Origin of the sequence: Devosia sp. 67-54 (genome assembly GCF_001899075.1) — a bacterium.
Taxonomy (GTDB): Bacteria; Pseudomonadota; Alphaproteobacteria; order Rhizobiales; family Devosiaceae; genus Devosia_A.
The window spans coordinates 60,578-78,783 of the sequence record NZ_MKVA01000005.1 but is presented as its reverse complement, the minus strand read 5'-3'; the positions used below and the strand labels follow the sequence as shown (position 1 = coordinate 78,783).

The 18,206-nt window shown below is 67.2% G+C and carries 18 protein-coding genes; 9 read left to right on the top strand and 9 right to left on the bottom strand.

Annotation, left to right across the window (positions count from 1 at the left end):
* Positions 1 to 26: 26 nt before the first annotated feature.
* From BGO82_RS05310 to uraH, 7 genes are all read right to left on the bottom strand, one after another.
* Positions 27 to 959, bottom strand: coding sequence for an ABC transporter permease (locus BGO82_RS05310; RefSeq protein WP_291304522.1), 933 nt, complete (start codon positions 957 to 959; stop codon positions 27 to 29).
* Positions 956 to 2,056: an ABC transporter permease gene (locus BGO82_RS05305; RefSeq protein WP_291304521.1), complete on the bottom strand. Its 1,101-nt coding sequence runs from the start codon at positions 2,054 to 2,056 to the stop codon at positions 956 to 958. The genes BGO82_RS05310 and BGO82_RS05305 overlap by 4 nt, the downstream gene beginning before the upstream one ends.
* A complete protein-coding gene (locus BGO82_RS05300; protein ID WP_291304520.1) occupies positions 2,046 to 3,623 on the bottom strand; it encodes an ABC transporter ATP-binding protein in 1,578 nt (525 codons plus the stop codon). The genes BGO82_RS05305 and BGO82_RS05300 overlap by 11 nt, the downstream gene beginning before the upstream one ends.
* Positions 3,616 to 4,470 carry a xanthine dehydrogenase accessory protein XdhC gene (xdhC, locus tag BGO82_RS05295; protein ID WP_291304519.1) on the bottom strand — a complete coding sequence of 285 codons (855 nt, stop codon included), beginning with the start codon at positions 4,468 to 4,470 and terminating at the stop codon, positions 3,616 to 3,618. Before xdhC ends, BGO82_RS05300 begins: the two co-directional genes overlap by 8 nt.
* Positions 4,471 to 4,637: 167 nt before the next feature.
* Positions 4,638 to 6,977: a xanthine dehydrogenase molybdopterin binding subunit gene (gene xdhB / locus BGO82_RS05290; RefSeq protein WP_291304518.1), complete on the bottom strand. Its 2,340-nt coding sequence runs from the start codon at positions 6,975 to 6,977 to the stop codon at positions 4,638 to 4,640.
* Complete coding sequence (gene xdhA / locus BGO82_RS05285; protein ID WP_291304517.1) at positions 6,977 to 8,443, bottom strand: xanthine dehydrogenase small subunit; 1,467 nt, start codon at positions 8,441 to 8,443, stop codon at positions 6,977 to 6,979. Before xdhA ends, xdhB begins: the two co-directional genes overlap by 1 nt.
* Positions 8,443 to 8,799 (bottom strand): hydroxyisourate hydrolase, encoded by a 357-nt coding sequence (gene uraH, locus BGO82_RS05280; RefSeq protein ID WP_291304516.1) that lies wholly within the window; start codon positions 8,797 to 8,799, stop codon positions 8,443 to 8,445. The genes xdhA and uraH overlap by 1 nt, the downstream gene beginning before the upstream one ends.
* 158 nt (positions 8,800 to 8,957) lie before the next feature.
* Here uraH and puuE point away from each other — a divergent pair, with 158 nt between their 5' ends.
* Both puuE and BGO82_RS05270 read left to right on the top strand, forming a co-directional pair.
* On the top strand, positions 8,958 to 10,379 hold the full coding sequence (gene puuE / locus BGO82_RS05275; RefSeq protein WP_291304515.1) for an allantoinase PuuE: 1,422 nt from the start codon (positions 8,958 to 8,960) through the stop codon (positions 10,377 to 10,379).
* Between the two features lie 27 nt (positions 10,380 to 10,406).
* Entirely contained in the window at positions 10,407 to 11,102 is a 696-nt protein-coding gene (locus BGO82_RS05270; RefSeq protein WP_291304514.1) for a glutathione S-transferase family protein, read from the top strand.
* 17 nt (positions 11,103 to 11,119) lie between these two features.
* Here the strand turns inward: BGO82_RS05270 and BGO82_RS05265 are convergent, their stop codons facing one another.
* Complete coding sequence (locus BGO82_RS05265; RefSeq protein WP_291304513.1) at positions 11,120 to 11,299, bottom strand: hypothetical protein; 180 nt, start codon at positions 11,297 to 11,299, stop codon at positions 11,120 to 11,122.
* 176 nt (positions 11,300 to 11,475) lie between these two features.
* Here BGO82_RS05265 and BGO82_RS05260 point away from each other — a divergent pair, with 176 nt between their 5' ends.
* The 6 genes from BGO82_RS05260 to BGO82_RS05235 all read left to right on the top strand — a co-directional run bounded on the left by BGO82_RS05260 (position 11,476) and on the right by BGO82_RS05235 (position 16,432).
* Positions 11,476 to 12,297, top strand: coding sequence for a bifunctional allantoicase/(S)-ureidoglycine aminohydrolase (locus BGO82_RS05260; protein WP_291304512.1), 822 nt, complete (start codon positions 11,476 to 11,478; stop codon positions 12,295 to 12,297).
* Positions 12,298 to 12,308: 11 nt separating this feature from the next.
* Positions 12,309 to 12,800 carry an ureidoglycolate lyase gene (locus tag BGO82_RS05255; RefSeq protein ID WP_291304511.1) on the top strand — a complete coding sequence of 164 codons (492 nt, stop codon included), beginning with the start codon at positions 12,309 to 12,311 and terminating at the stop codon, positions 12,798 to 12,800.
* Positions 12,801 to 12,864: 64 nt separating this feature from the next.
* Positions 12,865 to 13,629 (top strand): META domain-containing protein, encoded by a 765-nt coding sequence (locus BGO82_RS05250; protein ID WP_291304510.1) that lies wholly within the window; start codon positions 12,865 to 12,867, stop codon positions 13,627 to 13,629.
* Positions 13,629 to 14,252, top strand: coding sequence for a nucleoside deaminase (locus BGO82_RS05245; protein ID WP_291304509.1), 624 nt, complete (start codon positions 13,629 to 13,631; stop codon positions 14,250 to 14,252). Before BGO82_RS05250 ends, BGO82_RS05245 begins: the two co-directional genes overlap by 1 nt.
* Before the next feature lie 7 nt (positions 14,253 to 14,259).
* On the top strand, positions 14,260 to 14,823 hold the full coding sequence (locus BGO82_RS05240; RefSeq protein ID WP_291304508.1) for a dihydrofolate reductase family protein: 564 nt from the start codon (positions 14,260 to 14,262) through the stop codon (positions 14,821 to 14,823).
* Between the two features lie 115 nt (positions 14,824 to 14,938).
* Entirely contained in the window at positions 14,939 to 16,432 is a 1,494-nt protein-coding gene (locus tag BGO82_RS05235; RefSeq protein WP_291304507.1) for a class I adenylate-forming enzyme family protein, read from the top strand.
* On the opposite strand, the gene BGO82_RS05230 is transcribed toward BGO82_RS05235, so the two are convergent.
* Positions 16,429 to 16,704: an acyl carrier protein gene (locus BGO82_RS05230; RefSeq protein ID WP_291304506.1), complete on the bottom strand. Its 276-nt coding sequence runs from the start codon at positions 16,702 to 16,704 to the stop codon at positions 16,429 to 16,431. The genes BGO82_RS05235 and BGO82_RS05230 overlap by 4 nt on opposite strands.
* A gap of 88 nt (positions 16,705 to 16,792) precedes the next feature.
* Between BGO82_RS05230 and BGO82_RS05225 the strand changes: the two genes are divergently transcribed.
* Positions 16,793 to 18,136: a hypothetical protein gene (locus tag BGO82_RS05225; protein WP_291304505.1), complete on the top strand. Its 1,344-nt coding sequence runs from the start codon at positions 16,793 to 16,795 to the stop codon at positions 18,134 to 18,136.
* The last annotated feature ends 70 nt before the right edge of the window (positions 18,137 to 18,206 follow it).

Below are 18,206 nucleotides of genomic sequence, written 5' to 3'. Positions count from 1 at the left end.
GCTCCTGTGTTCGTCATAGACGTTTGTCACGTGGACGGAATGAACGGCTTGCCGAGGCAAGCCGGGGCGTTGCCGCCGCCCGCCTTGCTGGCGGAAATGATGGCCAACGCCACGATGGTGGCAAGGTAGGGCAAGGCCGCCCAGCCCTCCGACGGCAGCAGCGCGGTGAACACCGTGCCCGATGCCTTGGCGTAGAGCTCGAGCGTGCCGAGCAGGCCGAAGAAATAGGCGCCGGCGAGGAGCCGTCCGGGTTTCCAGCCGGCGAACACCACCAGCGCGATGGCGATCCAGCCGCGTCCGCCGGTCAGGCCTTCGGCCCACAGCGGCGTCAGCACCAGCGGGAAGGCGGCGCCGCCGATCCCCGCCATGGCGCCGCCGAACGCCACCGCCGCATAGCGCACCCCGGTCACCGAATAGCCGATCGAATGCGCACTGAGGTCGTTCTCGCCCACGGCGCGCAGGATCAGGCCGGCGCGCGTGCGGTTGAGGAACCACCAGACGAGGCCGACCATGATGAACGAGAAATAGACCAGCGGAGAGTAGGAAAACAGCACCTTGCCAATGCGGTCGTTGGCCAGCCAGTCGGGAAAGATGGTGGTGAAGGCCTTGATGCCGTGACCGGTGAACGACTTGCCCATCAGCGTGGAAAGACCCGTGCCGAAAATGGTGAGCGCGAGCCCCGTCGCCACCTGGTTGGCGCTGAGCGACAGCGTCAGCACCGCGAACACCATCGACACCAATGCGCCCGCCGCGGCGGCCACCACCACCGCGAGCCACGGGTTGCCGGTGAGATCGACGGTGGCGAAGCCGGCGACGGCACCGACCAGCATCATGCCTTCGACGCCGAGGTTGAGCACGCCGCTCTTTTCGGTGACCAGCTCGCCGAGCCCGGCGAACAGGATCGGCGTCGAGGCGCCGACCACGGTGATCAGGACCGCGATGAGGAAATCGACGCTCATTCTGCCGGGCTCCGCGCTGGAACCGCGGCGGGCGCCGGCGCCCCGACCAGGCGCACGCGGTAACGGATGAGGATGTCGCTGGCCAGAAGGAAGAACAACATCAGCGCCTGGAAGATGCCCTTGCTGGCATTGGGCAGTTGCAGCACCGATTGCGCCAGGTCGCCGCCGACATAGGTGATGGCGAGCACGATGCCGGCGAGGATCACCCCCAGCGGGTTGAGCCGGCCGAGGAACGCCACGATGATCGCGGTGAAGCCGTAGTTCTGCGGAAAGCCCAGCGACATCTGCTGGAACGGCCCGGTGACCTCGAAGATGCCGGCCAGCCCCGCCAGCGCCCCCGACAGCAGGAACACCAGCCACACGGTCTGCTTCTGCGAGAAGCCGCCATGCCGCGCCGCGCTCGGGGCCGAGCCGACGACGCGCACCTGGAAGCCCATCAGCGAACGCGACATCAGGAACCAGAGGGCCACGGCGATGATCAGCGTGATCACGATGCCCAGATGCACATAGGTGCCCGGCACCAGGATCGGCAGCATCTGGTCGGCGGTGATCAGTGCCGTCTGCGGGAAGGAAAAGCCCATCGGGTCCTTCCACGGCCCCGTCACCAGCTGGTTCATCAGGTGCACCGCGACATAGGTCAGCATCAGGCTCGACAGCACCTCGTTGACGTTGAAGCGGTTGCGCAGGAGAGCGGGGACCGCGCCCCAGGCCGCCCCGCCCACCATGCCCGCCACCAGCATCAGCGGCAGGATCCACGGCCCGTGCATGTCCTTGGTCAGGATGCCGATACCGGTGCCCGCCAGCGCGCCGACGATGTACTGGCCCTCGGCGCCGATGTTCCAGATCGCGGCGCGGTTGCCCACCGCCAGGCCGACGCCGATCAGGATCAGCGGCGACGCCTTCACCGCGATGTCGCCCCATTTGTAGCTGAGCGCCAGCGGCGCAATGAACACCTGGTACACCGCCCCGAAGCCGTTGTAGCCGATCGCGGTGAAGATGATGGCGCCCACCAGCATGGTGAGCAGCACCGCCCCCACCGGCGTGGCGTAGAGCATGAAGCGGCTCGGCTCGGCGCGCTTTTCGAACTTAAGCCGCACTGGTCGCCTCCGCTCCGAGTCCTGCCGGCACCGCCGGCGCCGCGGCCTGACCGCCCTCGCCGTGGATGCCGCCCATTAACAGGCCGATCTCGTTGATATCGGCCTCCGACACCTTCATCGCCCGGCTCAGCCGGCCGCCATTGATCACGGCCAGCGTGTCGCAGAGCTGCAGCAGCTCATCGAGGTCCTGGCTGATGATCACGATCGCCGATCCGGCCGCCGCGAGGTCGACCAGCGCCTGGTGGATCGCTGCCGCGGCGCCCGCATCGACGCCCCAGGTCGGCTGGCTCACCACCAGCACCTCGGGGCGCTGCAGAATCTCGCGGCCCATGATGTATTTCTGCAGATTGCCGCCCGACAGCGAGCCGGCGGTGGCCTCGGTCCCGGTGGCCTTGACCGAAAAGGTCGAGATCACCTCGCCGGTATATTTGCGCGCCGCGCCCGGCCGGATGATGCCGGAGATCGCAAGCTTCAGCCGGTCGCGCCCGGTGAGCACCGAATTGTCGCTGAGGGTGAAGTCCGGCACCGCCGCGTGGCCGTTGCGCTCTTCCGGCACGCTGGCCAATCCCTTGAGCCGCCGCGCCTTGGCGTCGAGCCGGCCGATGCCGGCGTTGTCGATGCGGATTGCCTGCGCGTCCGGTGTCGTCGTCTCGCCGCTCAGCGCCAAGAGCAGCGCCGTCTGGCCGTTGCCGGCGACACCCGCGACGCCGAAGATTTCGCCGGCGTGCACGCGGAAGCTGATGTTCTGCAGCGGCACGCCGAAATGGCCGGCCGCAGGCACGCTGAGCTCGGTGACCACCAGCTTCTCGCGCCCGAAGCTGCGCCCGGCCGGCTTCTGGATGTCCTTGAGATTGCCGCCGATCATCTTTTCGGCCATCGAGCGCGAGGTCTCGACGCGCGGATCGCAGGTGTCGACCAGCCGCCCGGCGCGCAGGATCGTCGCCGTCTCGCACAGCGCCTTGATCTCGTGCAGCTTGTGCGAAATGTAGAGGATCGAGCAGCCTTCGCTGGCGAGCTGCCTGAGCACCACGAAGAGCTGGTCCACCTCCTGCGGCGTCAGCACCGAGGTCGGCTCGTCCATGATCAGCAGCGTCGGGTCGAGCAGCAGCGCGCGTACGATCTCGATGCGCTGCCGTTCGCCGACACTGAGATCGGCCACCACCCGGCGCGGGTCGAGCGTCAGCCCGTATTGCTGCATCACCTTCCGGATGCGCCCCTCGAGCTCGCGCTGCGGAATTTTCGCATCCATGCCGAGCGCAATGTTCTCGAGCACCGTGAGCGCCTCGAACAGCGAGAAATGCTGGAACACCATGCCGATGCCGAGCTTGCGGGCGGCCCTGGGGTTCTGGATCACCACCCGCTCGCCGTTCCAGAAAATCTCGCCGGCATCGGGCTGCATGATGCCGTAGATCATCTTTACCAGCGTCGATTTGCCCGCGCCGTTCTCGCCCAGGAGCGCATGGATTTCGCCCGGCCGCACCGAAAAGCTGACATCGTCGTTGGCGAGTACGCCCGGAAAGCGCTTGGTGATGCCGCGAAGGCTGAGGCGCGGCGGGGTATCAGTCAACGGCGGCTCCCACACTCGAGTTGGTATCCGGCGCAGTCACTGAAGCTTCCCGCCGCCCAATCTGAACCATAATTTCCGCCGCCGCCAGCGCCGCAATCACTTCCGGCCGTTTATCCACGAGCCCCAGGGCGCCGATCGGCAGCACCAGCCGCGCCAGCGCCGCCTCGCTGCCGCCCTCGCCACGGAACCAGCTCGCAAAGCGGGCGCGCTTGGTGCGGCTGCCGACCATGCCGACATAGGCGGCATCGTCGCGCCTCAGGGCCTCGGCCGCGATCAGGAAATCGAGCGCGTGGTCGTGCGTCAGGATGGCGAAGGCGCTGCCGGGCGGCGCGCGGCGCACCACCGCTTCGGGCATGGGGACGGCCCTGGCCTCCACTCCGGCGGGCAGGCCGGCGAGCTCGTCCGGCCGCGTGTCGATGACGTGCACGCTGAGCGGCAGCGCCGCGAGTGCGATCGCGAGCGCCCGGCCCACATGCCCGGACCCGAACACGTAGACATGCGGGCGCCGCGCTTCCTCGGCCCGCAGCCGCTCGATGAGAGCATGCGCCGTCGCGACATCGATCCGCCGCAGCGACACCTCGACCCGGCCGCCGCAGCACTGGCCGATCTCGGGGCCCAGCGGAATGTCGAGGCCGGCCGGCGCCTGCCCGTCGCGCAACGCCTGCCGGGCGCGGGCGATCACCATATATTCGAGAGCTCCCCCGCCGATGGTGCCGATGAGGCTGTCGGGCGCAATCGCCATGAACGCACCCTCGTCGCGCGGACTCGACCCGCGAACGGCAGCGAGCTCGGCGACCACGGCGGCCGGATGGGACGCGATAAAGGCAGCGAGCTCAGCAGAGCGCATTTACGGCCCCTCACCCGCCTCGCCGCGCGAGGCACCCACTCCCCGGAGGGGCGAGGGGAAAAAACAACCAAACCCTTCCGGAGAACCCTCGTCCCTGTCAGTCGGGACTCCCCTCGCCCCTCCGGGGAGAGGGTAAACGCGAAGCGGCCGGGTGAGGGGCCGGCCGATCATCGAGCGATCTCCCGCTTCATGCGTTCGACGCCCATCAGCACGCGCTCGGGCGTGACCGGCATGTCGAGATTGGGATGCACCTTGTAGTCGGCGACCGAGGCGACTGCCATCGACAGCGCCTCGACGACGGACATCGCGAGGCAGAGCGGCGGCTCGCCGACGGCCTTGGAGCGGCCGATGGCCGGCTCCTTGTTCACCGACCAGTCGGCCAGCCGGGCATTGAATTCGCGCGGCACGTCGGAGGCCACGGGGATCTTGTAGGTCGAGGGTGCGTGCGTCCTGAGCTGGCCCTTGTCGTCCCACCACAATTCCTCGGTGGTGAGCCAGCCGACGCCCTGGATGTAGCCGCCTTCCACCTGGCCGAGGTCGATGGCCGGGTTGAGCGAATGGCCGACGTCCTCCAGCACGTCGGCCCGGTCGAACTGGTACTCGCCGGTCAGCGTGTCGATGGTCACCTCGGCGCAGGCCGCGCCATAGGCGAAATAGTAGAACGGGTGGCCGCGGCCCGAGGCGCGATCCCAGTGGATCTTCGGCGTGGCATAGAACCCGGCCGCCGAAAGCTGCACCCGGTTCATCCAGCACGATTCCGCCAACTGCATGAACGGCACGAATTGCTGGCCGGCGCGGATGCCGCCGAACTCCCACGCCACCTCGCCCGGTTCGACCTCGTAGATGCGGGCGGCATGCGCATGCATGCGCGCCTTGATCTGCTCGGCCGCGTCGAGCGCCGCCATGCCGTTGAGATCGGTGCCCGACGACGCCGCAGTGGCCGATGTGTTCGGCACCTTGCCGGTGTTGGTGGCGTTGATCTTGACGTGGTCGAGCGGCACCCCGAACGCCTCGGCCACCACCTGTGCCACCTTGATGTGCAGCCCCTGCCCCATCTCGGTGCCGCCATGGCTCAGATGGATCGAGCCGTCGCGATAGACATGCACCAGCGCCCCGGCCTGGTTGTGCCAGGTGGCGGTGAAGGAGATGCCGAATTTCACCGGCGTCAGCGCGATGCCTTTCCTCAGCACCGTGTGCTCGCGGTTGAACGCCAGCACCGCCTGCCGCCGCGCCTGGTAGTCGGAACTGCGTTCCAGATCGTCGACGATCCGATGGATGATGTTGTCTTCCACCGTCTGGTGGTAGGGCGTGATGTTGTTGCTGTCGGTGCCGTAGAAATTGGCCTTGCGCACCTCGAGCGGATCCTTGCGCAGCGCATAGGCGATGTGCTCGATCCAGCGCTCGCAGCCGATGATGCCCTGCGGCCCGCCGAAGCCGCGGAAGGCGGTGTTGCTGACGGTGTTGGTGAACAGCGGCAGCGAGTTCACCTTTACTGCCGGATACCAATAGGCGTTGTCGCAGTGGAACAGCGCCCGGTCGGTGACCGGGCCGCTGAGATCGGCCGAAAAGCCCGAGCGCGCCGCGTAGGTGGCCTGCACCGCCTGGATGCGGCCATCGTCGTCGTAGCCCACATCGTAGTCGACGACGAAATCGTGGCGCTTGCCGGTGATCTGGAAGTCGTCGTCACGATCGGGCCGAAGCTTCACGGCACGATGAAAGGTCTTGGCACCGAGCGCCGCGATCGCCGCAAAGATGTTGCCCTGCGTCTCCTTGCCGCCGAAGCCGCCGCCCATGCGCCGCATGTTCACGGTCACGGCGGCATGCGGAATGCCGAGCACCTGCGCCACCATCACCTGGATCTCGGTGGGGTGCTGCGTCGAAACGTGCAGGTAGACCTCGTCGTCCTCGCCCGGAATGGCGAGCGCCACCTGGCTCTCGAGATAGAAATGCTCCTGCCCGCCGATGGTCACCTTGCCCTTGGCCCGGTGTTTCGACTGCGCCAGCCCGGCATCGACGTCGCCGCGCTCGAGCGTCATCGGCTCGGTCACCAGCGCGCCACCCGCTTTCAACGACTGCTCGACCGAAATCACCGCCGGCCGGTCGCGATACTCGATCCTTGCGAGCTTGGCCGCCCGCCGCGCCGCGTCGCGCGTCTCGCCCAGCACGCAGAAGATCGGCTGGCCCCAATAGCGCACCTCGGTTTCGGCAAACACCGGCTCGTCGTGCTTGTGCACGGATGAAACGTCGTTCTCGCCCGGCACGTCCTCGGTCGTCAGCACCCCGACGACGCCCGGCGCCTGGCGCACCGCCTCGAGGTCGAGCGACGCGATCTCGGCATGCGCCCGCGTGCTGAGCCCGAGATAGGCGTGCAGCGTGCCCTCGGGCTCGGTCAAATCGTCGACGTACTCGGCGCGCCCGGCGACCTGCTTGATCGCCGAATCGTGCGGCGTCGCCTCGTGCAGGCGGCCGCCCTTGGTCGATGGCGCGACGATATCGAGCTTGTTCATCACGCCACCGCCCTGCTGAGCCGCTCGGCGGCGCCGGTCGTCTCGAGCTGGAACCGGCGCAAGAGATTCTGCGCCGCCAGCATCCGGTACTCCTTGCTGGCGCGCATGTCGGTCAGCGGCTGGAAGTCTGCGGCGAAGGCGGGCAGCGCCGCCTCGACCGTTGCGGCGGTCCACGGCTTGCCGAGCAGCGCCTCTTCCACCGCCTTCGCGCGCTTGGGCGTCGCCGCCATGCCGCCGAAAGCGATGCGCACCATGCCGACCACGCCGTCGTCGTTGACGAAGATACGGAAGGCGCCGCACAGCGCCGAAATGTCCTCGTCCTTGCGCTTGGACACCTTGTAGCAGGCGAATTTCTCGCCGGCCGGCAGGTATGGAATCGTCACGCTCTCGACGAACTCACCCGGCTGCCGATCCTGCTTGCCGTAGGCGATGAAGAAGTCCTTGAGCTTGACCTCGCGCCGTTCGTTGCCTCGGCGCAGCGTGATGTGCGCGCCGAGCGCGATGAACGGCGGCGGCGTATCGCCGATGGGCGAGCCGTTGGCGATGTTGGCGCCCACCGTGCCGGCGTTGCGCACCTGGCCGCCGCCGATGCGGTCCCAGAGCTCGGCGAGCTGCGGGAAATGCTTCACCACCGCGACGCGCGCCTGCGTGTAGGTGATGCCGGCGCCCAGCGTCAGCGCGCCCTCGGTCTCGGTGATCGTCTGCAATTCGGGCAGATGGCCGATATAGATCATCGGCCCGATGTCGCGCATGAACTTGGTGACCCAGAGCCCGACATCGGTTGCCCCGCTGACCAGCGTGCCGCCGGGATTGGCCGCGTAGATCTCGGCCAGATCGTCGACGCTGGCCGGCACGATCAGCCGGTTCCGACCCTCACCGATGTCGACGGTCCGGCCGTCGCGCAGCGCCTCGAGCCGCGCCACCATCTGCGTGCGATGCAGCAGCAGCGGATCGGCCTCGACCGCGCCGTATTGCGACATCGCCAGCCCGGCCTTGACGATCGGCTGGTAGCCCGTGCAGCGGCAGAGATTGCCCTGCAGCGCCACCTCGATCTCCGGCACGCTCGGCCGCGGCGTCTGCATCCACAGCCCGTAGAGCGACATCACGATGCCCGGCGTGCAGAACCCGCACTGGCTGCCATGGAAGTCCACCATGGCCTGCTGCACCGGATGCAGCGGGCCGCTTGCCGGCGACAGGTGCTCGATGGTCACCACATGCGTGCCGTGCAGCATGCCGACGAAGCAGATGCAGGCATTGACCGTCTCGTAGCTGAGCTCGCCGCCGCGCAGCCGCCCGACCAGCACTGTGCACGCACCGCAATCGCCCTCGGCACAGCCTTCCTTGCTGCCGCGCAGCCGCCTGGTGAGCCGCAGATAGTCGAGCAGCGTCTCGGTCGCCCTGATCTCGGAGATGGCGATCTCTTCGTCGTTGAGGATGAAGCGAAGCATGTTGGTCGCGCCGCTCATCAGCTTCCCCGGTAGGTCGAGTAGCTGAAGGGGGAGACCAGCAGCGGGACGTGGTAGTGCGCCATCTCGCTCAGCATGAAGCGGATCGGGACGAGGTCGAGGAACGGCGTCTCGAGCTCGACCCCGAGCCGTTCGAAATACTGCCCGACGTGAAAGATCAGCTCGTAGCCGCCCAGGTGGAAATGGTCGCCCTCGAGCAGCGGCTGGTCGGCCCGGCCGTCGGCGTTGGTGTTGGAGGTCAGCACATGGTGGCTGTGGTCGCCATGCAGCATCAGCAAATCGAACCGCATGCCGGAGGCAGGCCGGCCGTGCATGGTGTCGAGGACATGGGTCGTGAGGCGCGGAAGCCCGGCCATACCGATCCCTTTCTTCTCAGGTTCGGGCGACTATTGAAAATATTCTGTCACATTCCAAGGGGTGCGGCGCGATAATTTTACCAAACGGTCCACTTTTGCGCCGCTTGTCTCCGCCGCCCCGCCCGCGCATAAAACTTCCGGATTTCTGGAGATTTTGCATGCGCTACCCCCGCAACATGCTTGGCTACGGCCGCACCCCGCCCGATCCGAAATGGCCCGGCGGCGCTTATGTCGCGGTGCAGGTCGTGCTGAACTACGAGGAGGGCGGCGAGAACAATATCCTGCACGGGGACGCCGCGTCCGAGGCCTTCCTCGTCGACGTGCTCGGCGCCCAGCCCTGGCCCGGCCAGCGCCACGCCAATGTCGAGTCGATGTACGAATATGGCGCCCGCGCCGGCTTCTGGCGGCTCTGGCGCTATTTCACCGAGCACGCCATCCCGGTGACCGTCTATGGCGTCGCGACCGCCCTGATGCGCGCGCCGCAGCAGCTTGCCGCCATGCAGGAGGCCGACTGGGAGATCGCCTCGCACGGCTACAAATGGGTGCAGCACAAGGACATGCCGCCCGACGAGGAGCGCCGGCAGATCCGCGAGGCCATTCGCCTCCATACGCTGGCGACCGGCGAGCGCCCGACCGGCTGGTACACCGGCCGCTCGAGCCTGCAGACCGTCGAGCTCGTCTCCGAGGTGGGCGGCTTCGACTACATCTCCGACACCTACGACGACGACCTGCCCTATTGGCTGCCCTACAAGGGCCGCGGCCAGCTCATCATCCCCTACACGCTCGCCGCCAACGACATGCGCTTCGTCACCGCGCCGGGCTTCGACAATGGCGAGGAATACTTCCAGTTCCTCAAGGACAGCTTCGACGTGCTGTACGAGGAAGGCCGCCGCGGCGCGCCCAAGATGATGTCGCTTGGCCTGCATTGCCGGCTCGTCGGCATGCCGGGCCGCTTCGCCGGGCTCAAGCGCTTCCTCGACTACGTCCAGTCGAAGGACAGGGTGTGGATCGCCCGCCGCATCGATATCGCCCGTCACTGGGCGCAGCATCATCCGTACGAGGCGCCGGCGCTGATCCCCTCCGAGATGGACCGTACCGAGTTCGTCGGCCATTTCGGCTCCATCTTCGAGCACTCCCCATGGATCGCCGAGCGTGCCTTCGACGGTGAGCTCGGACCGGCCAACGACACCGCCACCGGCCTGCATTTTGCGCTGCGCACGCAGTTCCGGGCCGCAACCGACGACGAGCGCATGGGGGTGATCGCGGCACACCCCGATCTCGCCGGGAAACTGGCGCAGGCGAAACGGCTGACCGACGCGTCCGCCGCCGAACAGGCCTCGGCCGGCCTCGACGCGCTGACCGATCACGAACGGGGCCGGTTCGAGGAGCTGAACGCGGCCTACATGGCCAAGTTTGGCTTTCCCTTCATCATCGCCGTGCGCGACAATTCCAAGCAGACGATCCTCGAGGCCATGCACACCCGGCTCGGCAACGACCGCGCCAGCGAAATCCGCACCGCCTGCGGGCAGATCGAACGCATCGCGCTGCTGCGCCTGCGCGCCCTGCTGCCCGAACTCTAGCGGCCGGCTGCGCAAGAAAGGGCTTCAATGTACACGCTGCACATCGGCAACAAGAACTATTCGTCGTGGTCGCTCCGGCCCTGGGTGCTGATGCGGGCGGTCGGCATTCCGTTCGAGGAACAGCTCCACCGCTTCCCCGAGGACGGCTCCTCCTCCTACGCCGAGTTCAAGACATTCTCGCCGTCCGGCTATGTGCCCGTCCTCGCCGACGGCGACAGCGGGGACATTGCGTGGGATTCCCTCGGCATCGTCGGCTATCTCGCTGAGCGGCATGCCGCGGTGTGGCCGGCCGCGCCGAAAGAGCGAAGCTGGGCACGCTGCGCCGCCGCCGAAATGCATTCGGGCTTCATGACGCTGCGCAACAATTGCGGCATGAATGTCGGGCTGCGCTGCCGCCGGCCGGCGATCACCCCCGCGCTGCAGCGCGACCTCGACCGGCTCGACGAATTGTTCGCCGAGGGCCTCGACCGCTTCGGCGGACCGTTCCTCGCCGGACGCGCCTTCACCGCCGTCGATGCCTTCTTCTGCCCCGTCGCCTATCGCGCGCTGAGCTATGACCTGCCGCTGTCACGGCGGTCGCTGGACTATCTGGCGCGGCTGCGCGCCCTGCCCGCCATGCAGGACTGGGAACGCGCCGCGCTGGCCGAAACCTTCCGCGAGCCCAATCACGACGCCGAAACCGCCGGCAGTCACGACGTCATCGAGGATTTACGGGCAAAATAGGAATACGCGGCGACAGGCTACAGCGTCGCCGGGCCGCGCGGCTCGTCATGCTCCTCGCCGTCTTCCCAGTCGATGGACGTATCCATCTCCGGCGCGTCGGCGAAGCGGTCGGCGATCCACTCCATGACCATGCGCAGCGTGTCGTGCCGCTCGATGAACTCGGCGATCGGACGGGCCACATTCGAGGTCGCGGGCATGCTCATGCTGCCAGCATGCGCGCGATTCCTTACGCTTTCTTGAACGGCTCGGCGGCCAATTGCGCGCACCTTTTCTCGCAACACCATAAAGTTCGATCCGAGGCGCCGCTGCGCCCACTGGTGCGCAGCGCCCCTTCTGCACTAAGACTCGATTGTCGCAACCAGTCTTCCGAGCCATGGCCTCCACCACCTATGCCAGCCCCGCCGCCGGCCTGCCGCCGCAGATGGCGCTCCACACCAACCGCGCCGTTTTCACCGAGGCCTATGCGCTGATCCCGCACGGCGTCATGCGCGATATCGTCACCAGCGCCCTGCCGCATTGGAGCGCCACGCGGGCGTGGATCATCGCCCGGCCGCTGAGCGGCTTCGCCGAGACGTTCGCGCAATATGTCGTCGAGGTGCTTCCCGGCGGCGGCAGCACCCGGCCCGAACCGGATGCCGGCGCCGAGGGCGTGCTGTTCGTCGTCGCCGGCCAGGCGGCCCTGAGCATCGACGGCAAGAGCCATACCCTGCGGACCGGCGGCTACGCCTATCTGCCGCCCGGCTGCAAATGGACGCTCGCCAACAAGGCCAAGGCGCCGCTGCGCTTCCACTGGATCCGCAAGCGCTACGAAATGGTGGACGGGATCGACGTCCCAAACCCGTTCGTCGCCAACGAGCAGGACGTGCCGATCCGCTGGATGCCCGGCACCCGGGACACCTGGGGCACCACGCGCTTCGTCGAGCCCGACGACCTGTCGCACGACATGCACGTCAACATCGTCACGCTCGAGCCCGGCGCCGTCATTCCGTTCGAGGAGACGCATGTGATGGAGCATGGTCTCTACGTGCTCGAGGGCAAGGCCGTGTATCGGCTCAACCGCGACTGGCACGAGGTCGAGGCCGGCGACTTCATGTGGCTGCGCGCCTTCTGCCCGCAGGCCTGCTACGCCGGACCGGAGCGCTTCCGCTACCTGCTCTACAAGGACGTCAACCGCCATCCGAAGCTGACGCTGTAGCGAGGACGGCGATGCGCATCCTCAACACCGAGCCCCTCACCCGCGACGCCTTCGCCCCCTTCGGCCAGGTGATCGAAGCCGACGGTGCGCAGCATTATCCGATCAACGCCGGCAAATGCGAACGCTACCACGACCTGGCCAAGGTCGAGCTCGGCGGCCTGCATGCCAGAACGCTGATCTCGCTGCTGCGCTCACGGGGCTTCGAGTTGCCACATACGTTCACCCTGGTCGAACGCCATCCGCTCGGCAGCCAGGCATTTTATCCGCTTTCGGGTCGCTCCTTCCTGGCGATCGTCGCCCCCGACCAATCCGGCACGCCCGGAACGCCTCGCGCCTTCGTCACCGGCCCGGGCCAGGGGATCAACATCGCCATGAACACCTGGCACGGCGTGCTGACGCCGCTCGGCCCGGAGGCCGATTTCCTCTGCGTCGACCGCGGCGGCGAAGGCAACAACCTAGAGGAATATCATTACGCCGAGCCCTGGACGGTGGTCGCGGCATAGCGGTCTTACGCCCTCCACATTTGCGCCACACACTCCTCCGGCGAATTTCGCGGAGGATTTGAGAATGCGTTTTTCAATCGCTGTTCTAGCTGCGACCCTATTGCTCGCTACCCCGGCCGTTGCGGCCAGGATCGACCTCGCCGGCCAGGTCACCTACCGCGAACGCATCGCGCTGCCCGATGCGGCCACGCTCGAAATCCAGCTCGTCGACCAGACCTTGCCCAGCCTGCCGCCACGGCTCGACGTCAAGGCGCCGATCGGCCATGGCCAGGTGCCGCTGAACTTCACGCTCAATTTCGACGAAGCCATCATTATTCCGACCCATGACTACGCGCTCATCGCTTCGATCAGCGTCGACAGCGGGCTGCTGTTTCGCAACTTCCAGCCCTACCGCGTCAATCCGCTCGCCCCCGAACAGCCAGTACTGATCGTGACCAACCTCGTCGGCCAGGTGGTGAAGCCCGGCGCCAGCAGCGCCGAGCCGGCCGATCCGCCGCATCCGGCGATCCTCGACAGCGTCTGGACTGCGACGACCCTGGGCGATGCTGCCATCCTGCCGCGCACCAAGGTGACGCTGACCATCGGCGCCGACATGCGCGCGGGCGGATCGGGCGGCTGCAATTCGTGGTTCGCGCCCGCCGAGCTCGATGGCGAGGCGCTGCGCTTCGGCCCGGTGACCGCCACCCTCAAGGCGTGCACGCAGGCCGTCAACCAGCAGGAAGACGCATTCCGGACCGCGCTGGCCGCCGTCGCCACTTGGCAGGTGGACCAGGATCGGCTCACACTGTTCGGTGCCGACGGTCAACCGCTCATGGTGTTCGAACGCTGATGGATACGCCCCGCCTCTTGTCCCGCCTGCTCGATGTCATCGAGTTCGACCTGGCGCCGCTCAGCGCCACCCGCATCCGCGAGGGCGACAAGATCTTCGGCGGCGCCATCCTGCGCAAGGACGATCTGTCGCTGGTCGTCACCGAGACCAACAACGAGACGGCCAATCCGCTGTGGCATGGCGAAATGCACGCCATCAAGCGCTTCTTCGAGCTGCCGGCCGAAACCCGTCCCGCCTCGAAGGACTGCCTGTTCCTCGCCACGCACGAGCCCTGCTCGCTCTGCCTCAGCGGCATCACCTGGTCGGGCTTCGACAATTTCTACTATCTGTTCTCCTACGAGGACACGCGCGACACTTTCGACATTCCGCATGACATCCGTATCCTCAGGGAAGTCTATGCCGTCCCCGATCCGGATCGGAACGCGCCGGCGCCTGGCCGCGACTACTACAACCGCCGCAACGCGTTCTTCACCAGCCACGCCATCACGCAGATGATCGCCGGCCTCGACCGCTCCACCAAGGAGCTGCTGACCGGCCGCGTCGACGATCTCACGGCCCTTTATGCCGACCTGTCCGCGACCTACCAGCGCGACAAGGGCAAGAAGGGCATCCCGCTCGCCTGAGGCCGTCATGCGCCAGCTGATCTACACCATCGCCGTCTCGCTCGACGGCTACATCAACGATCGCAACGGCTCGCTGGGCTGGGTGCCGGTCGACGAGGAATATCACCGTTTCGCCAATGCGCAGCAGGCGGCGACCGGCCTCAGCATCTACGGCACCCGGATGTGGCAGACGATGCGCTACTGGGACACGGCGGCGGACGATCCGCACCAGCCCGACTACGGCCTCGACTTTGCCCGCCTGTGGAAGCCCGCGGCAAAGCTCGTTGCCTCCCGGTCGCTCTCCGACGCCGACATGGCAGCCGGCGCGCAACTGTTCCGCGGCGACATCGTCGAGCATGTGCGCAGCCTGAAACGGCAGCCCGGCACGCAGATGTCGGTGTCCGGCGCCACCCTCGCCTCGACGCTGGTCGACGCCGGCCTCGTCGACGAACTCCAGCCGTTCATCGTTCCGGCGGTGCTGGGCGGGGGAACACCATTCTTGAGCGCGGCGTCGGCCAGCAAGTACCGGCTGGCGGAAACCCGCCGCTTCGCCAATGGCATGACCTTCCTGCGCTGCGCCAGGATCGCCTAGCTATCTTATCATTAGCAGCCCAGCCCTGGGGGTCACGCACGGCGGCCGAGCACGGCGCTTGCCCGCGCCCCGCGGCCTCGTATAGCTTCCCGGCAACGGGCCATGGGAGGGTCAGATGATCTACGACAGGCTGGTCGCCGCCGCCGAGCAGGCACCTTCGACGAGCGGGCTCCGCCAGGGCGAGAGCTTCATTCCCTATCGCAAGGTGGTCGATCGGTCCGCCCACATCGCCAGCGGCCTGATCGCGCGCGGCGTCGCCAAGGGCACGCCGGTCGGGCTGTTGATGATCAACGGCCCCGAGCTGCTGACCCTGGCCTATGCGCTGTTTGCCGCCGGCGCGGTGGTCGTTCCGCTCAATGCCCAGGCGCCACGGCAGGAGCTGGCGGCCACCGCGCGCAAGGCGCATGTCGCCGCCGTCATCGCCTCGCTGCCCTACGCCGAAGTCGCCGAGATGCTGGTGGCGGATCTCGCCGGCCCCGGCCGGCTGCCGCTGTTTCTCTCTGGCGGCAGCGATGACAATTCGGTCGCCGCGCTGGAGCGCTATTCCATCGCCGGCCTGCCCCAGCTCGGCCCCGACGACGCCGCGCTCTACATGTTCTCGTCCGGGTCCACGGGCATCCCCAAGGTGGTGCCGCACACGCACGGCGAGATGGATATCGACATGCAGGGCGCCATCGAGACCAGCCGGCATCAGCCCGACGACATCATGATCAACATGATGCCGGGCAGTCACGCCATGGGCTTCCTGAGCGCCACGCACGTCGCCGCGGCCGGCGCCTCGACGCTGTACTGGCACGATCCCCAGCCCTTCATGCTGTCCAAGGGCCGCTTCGCGAACGCCATCGAGACGGAGGGCGTGACCATCCTGATGGGCGTGCCGTTCATGTTCGACGCCCTCGCCGGCCTCAAGGACGAGGTAAGCTTCAGGCGCCTGCGCCGGGCGCAATCCGCCGGCGTGGCGCTGCGCAAGGAGACCTATGACCGCTTCCTCGAGCGGTTCGGCATCCGGCTGACCCAGGCCTACGGCTCGACCGAATGCCTCAGCATCGCGATAAATGACGGCGACGATCCCGACGTCCCCTGGGATTCGGTGGGCGTTCCCGCGCCCCGTCTCACCTTCGAGCTCGAGCCGGCCGAAAACCCGTTCGGGCCGGAGTGCGGCGAGATCGTCGTCAGCTCGCCCGCCATCACCAAGGGCTATCTCGACGCCCCCGAAGTCAACGCCCGGACGCTGCGCGACGGCAAGTTCTATACCGGCGACCTCGGCACCCAGTCGAAAGAGGGCTACGTCACCATCAAGGGCCGCAGCAAGCTGATCATCGAGGTCGCCGGCCACAAGGTCGACCCGTTCGAGATCGAGGAGGTGCTCGGCACGCACCCCGCCGTCGCCGAGGCGGTAGTGGTGGGCATCCCCGACGCCCGCACCGGCGAGCAGAAGCTCAAGGCCGTGATCGTCAGGGCCGCCGAGGAAAATCCCGACGCGCTGATCCGCTATTGCCGCGAGCGGCTGGCCTCGCAGAAGGTGCCCTCGATCGTCGAATTCCGCGACGAGATCCCCAAGAGCGCCACCGGCAAGATCCTGCGCGGCAAGCTGATGGAGGCGGTTTAGGCGGTGACCGCCCGGGCCGGCGCAGCGGCCCGGCCGAGCCGCTTTTCGACATACGAGATCAGCGTCGCCGGCGATTCGAACAGGTCGGCGCCGATGTCGCTGTCCGGGATGCGGATGGCGAAACGCTCCTCGAGGAACTGGATCAGCCCCACCAGATTGATCGAATCGAGCAGCCCCGTCTCCAGCAGGCCGGTGTCGCGCTCGACCTTGACCTGCGATGCGGCAGCGACCCCCCTGATATGGTCGAGGATTGACTGTTCGATGTCGTTCATCGTTCAACTCCCACAGGCAGATACACGGTCTATACTAGCCAACCTCGCAGCGGGCGGGAATGCTCCTCGGTTGGAACAGGCAGGATAAATGGCGCTTTCAGTCGAGAATCTGGTCGAAACGCGACAGGTCGGCGAGCAGGAGAGGATTTTCCACTACCTGCATATGCTCGGCGGCCTGGTCGCCTCCGGCGCCATGCGCGTCCGCGGCCCCCTGACCCCGCAATTGCTGCAAAACGCCTTCGACTGGCTGCAAAAGCGCCATCCGATCCTCAATTCCCACATCCGCTACCAGGGGATGGCCTACCGGTCCGTGCCGCCCTTCGTCTATCCCGTGCCCTGGTTCGACACCCGCGGCACCGCCCGGATCCCCGTCCGCGTCGTGACCGACCCCGATCCGGAAGCCTGGCGCGGGGTGCTGGCCGAGGAGAACAAGACCCCGATCCCGGTCGACAAGCGCAAGCTGCCGCGCATCCGCGTGGTGCTGGTCCGCACCCATGAGGACGCCGAAATCGGCTATCTGGTTTCGACCATGGACCACTGCATCGCCGATGCGCAGGCCGGCATGATGCTGAACGACGAATTGTTCCGCTATCTCGCCGACCCCGCCGCGATGGAGGCGCTGCCGCCGGTGCAGCTCGGCCTGCCGCCGTCGCTCGAAAGCGGCCTGCCCAAGAAATCCGACAGCGGCAAGAAGCCCTATGTTCCGGCCGTCCGCTTCCCCAAAACCGAGGTGCCCAATCCCGAGCGCGCCAGCCGCTCGGTGTCGCGGCAGATCGGCGCCAATGTCGGCGAAGCCATCCGGGCGGCGGTCCGGGCGCACCGCACCACCATGCACGGCGCCATCGGCGCGGCTTTCCTGGCCGCGACGCGGGAAAAGTTCGGCATGGACGAGATGACGATCCTCTCCACGGTGGAACTGCGTCGGATGATGAAGCCGGCGCTGCCGCTCACCGCCTTCGGCTGCTACATCGACATCCTGCGCACCCATCACGCGCTCAAGGACGATTTCTGGGCGATGGCCAGCGATCTGTCGTTCAAGCTGATCTCGGCCATCGCCCGCGACCAGGAATCCGCCTCGGTGATGAAGCTCGCCACCTGGGACGTCTACAAGCACGAAACCATCCCCACCATGACGCACCGCCGCCGCATCGACGGCATCGCCATCACCACCGCCGGCGAAAGCAATTTCCGCGGCGACTATGGCGCGTTCCATCTCGAAGGGGTCAGCGAGTCGGTATCCATCGACATGTTCGGGCCGTCGCTGTTCATCGTCACCACCGAGCAGGGCGGTGGCATCGACATCCATGTCGGCTATGCCGCCGACGCGCTGTCCAAGGCGGATGTCGACGACATCACCGACCGCGCCGTCGCCGCGCTGGTCGCGGCGGCCGAGCCGGTGCGCCCGGCCAACGCCAGCGCCGGCGTCAAATAAGGAGGCTGGCGCCGCCCAGCGCCAGAACGAGCAGCACCACCGCCAAGAGGATCAGGAGTTGCAGGGGCGT

Coding starts and splice junctions, on each gene's coding strand:
- BGO82_RS05310 (WP_291304522.1), bottom strand. CDS start 959: ATGAGCGTCGATTTCCTCATCGCGGTCCTGATCACCGTGGTCGGCGCC.
- xdhC (WP_291304519.1), bottom strand. CDS start 4,470: ATGCGCTCTGCTGAGCTCGCTGCCTTTATCGCGTCCCATCCGGCCGCC.
- xdhB (WP_291304518.1), bottom strand. CDS start 6,977: ATGAACAAGCTCGATATCGTCGCGCCATCGACCAAGGGCGGCCGCCTG.
- xdhA (WP_291304517.1), bottom strand. CDS start 8,443: ATGAGCGGCGCGACCAACATGCTTCGCTTCATCCTCAACGACGAAGAG.
- uraH (WP_291304516.1), bottom strand. CDS start 8,799: ATGGCCGGGCTTCCGCGCCTCACGACCCATGTCCTCGACACCATGCAC.
- puuE (WP_291304515.1), top strand. CDS start 8,958: ATGCGCTACCCCCGCAACATGCTTGGCTACGGCCGCACCCCGCCCGAT.
- BGO82_RS05270 (WP_291304514.1), top strand. CDS start 10,407: ATGTACACGCTGCACATCGGCAACAAGAACTATTCGTCGTGGTCGCTC.
- BGO82_RS05265 (WP_291304513.1), bottom strand. CDS start 11,299: ATGCCCGCGACCTCGAATGTGGCCCGTCCGATCGCCGAGTTCATCGAG.
- BGO82_RS05260 (WP_291304512.1), top strand. CDS start 11,476: ATGGCCTCCACCACCTATGCCAGCCCCGCCGCCGGCCTGCCGCCGCAG.
- BGO82_RS05255 (WP_291304511.1), top strand. CDS start 12,309: ATGCGCATCCTCAACACCGAGCCCCTCACCCGCGACGCCTTCGCCCCC.
- BGO82_RS05250 (WP_291304510.1), top strand. CDS start 12,865: ATGCGTTTTTCAATCGCTGTTCTAGCTGCGACCCTATTGCTCGCTACC.
- BGO82_RS05245 (WP_291304509.1), top strand. CDS start 13,629: ATGGATACGCCCCGCCTCTTGTCCCGCCTGCTCGATGTCATCGAGTTC.
- BGO82_RS05240 (WP_291304508.1), top strand. CDS start 14,260: ATGCGCCAGCTGATCTACACCATCGCCGTCTCGCTCGACGGCTACATC.
- BGO82_RS05235 (WP_291304507.1), top strand. CDS start 14,939: ATGATCTACGACAGGCTGGTCGCCGCCGCCGAGCAGGCACCTTCGACG.
- BGO82_RS05230 (WP_291304506.1), bottom strand. CDS start 16,704: ATGAACGACATCGAACAGTCAATCCTCGACCATATCAGGGGGGTCGCT.
- BGO82_RS05225 (WP_291304505.1), top strand. CDS start 16,793: ATGGCGCTTTCAGTCGAGAATCTGGTCGAAACGCGACAGGTCGGCGAG.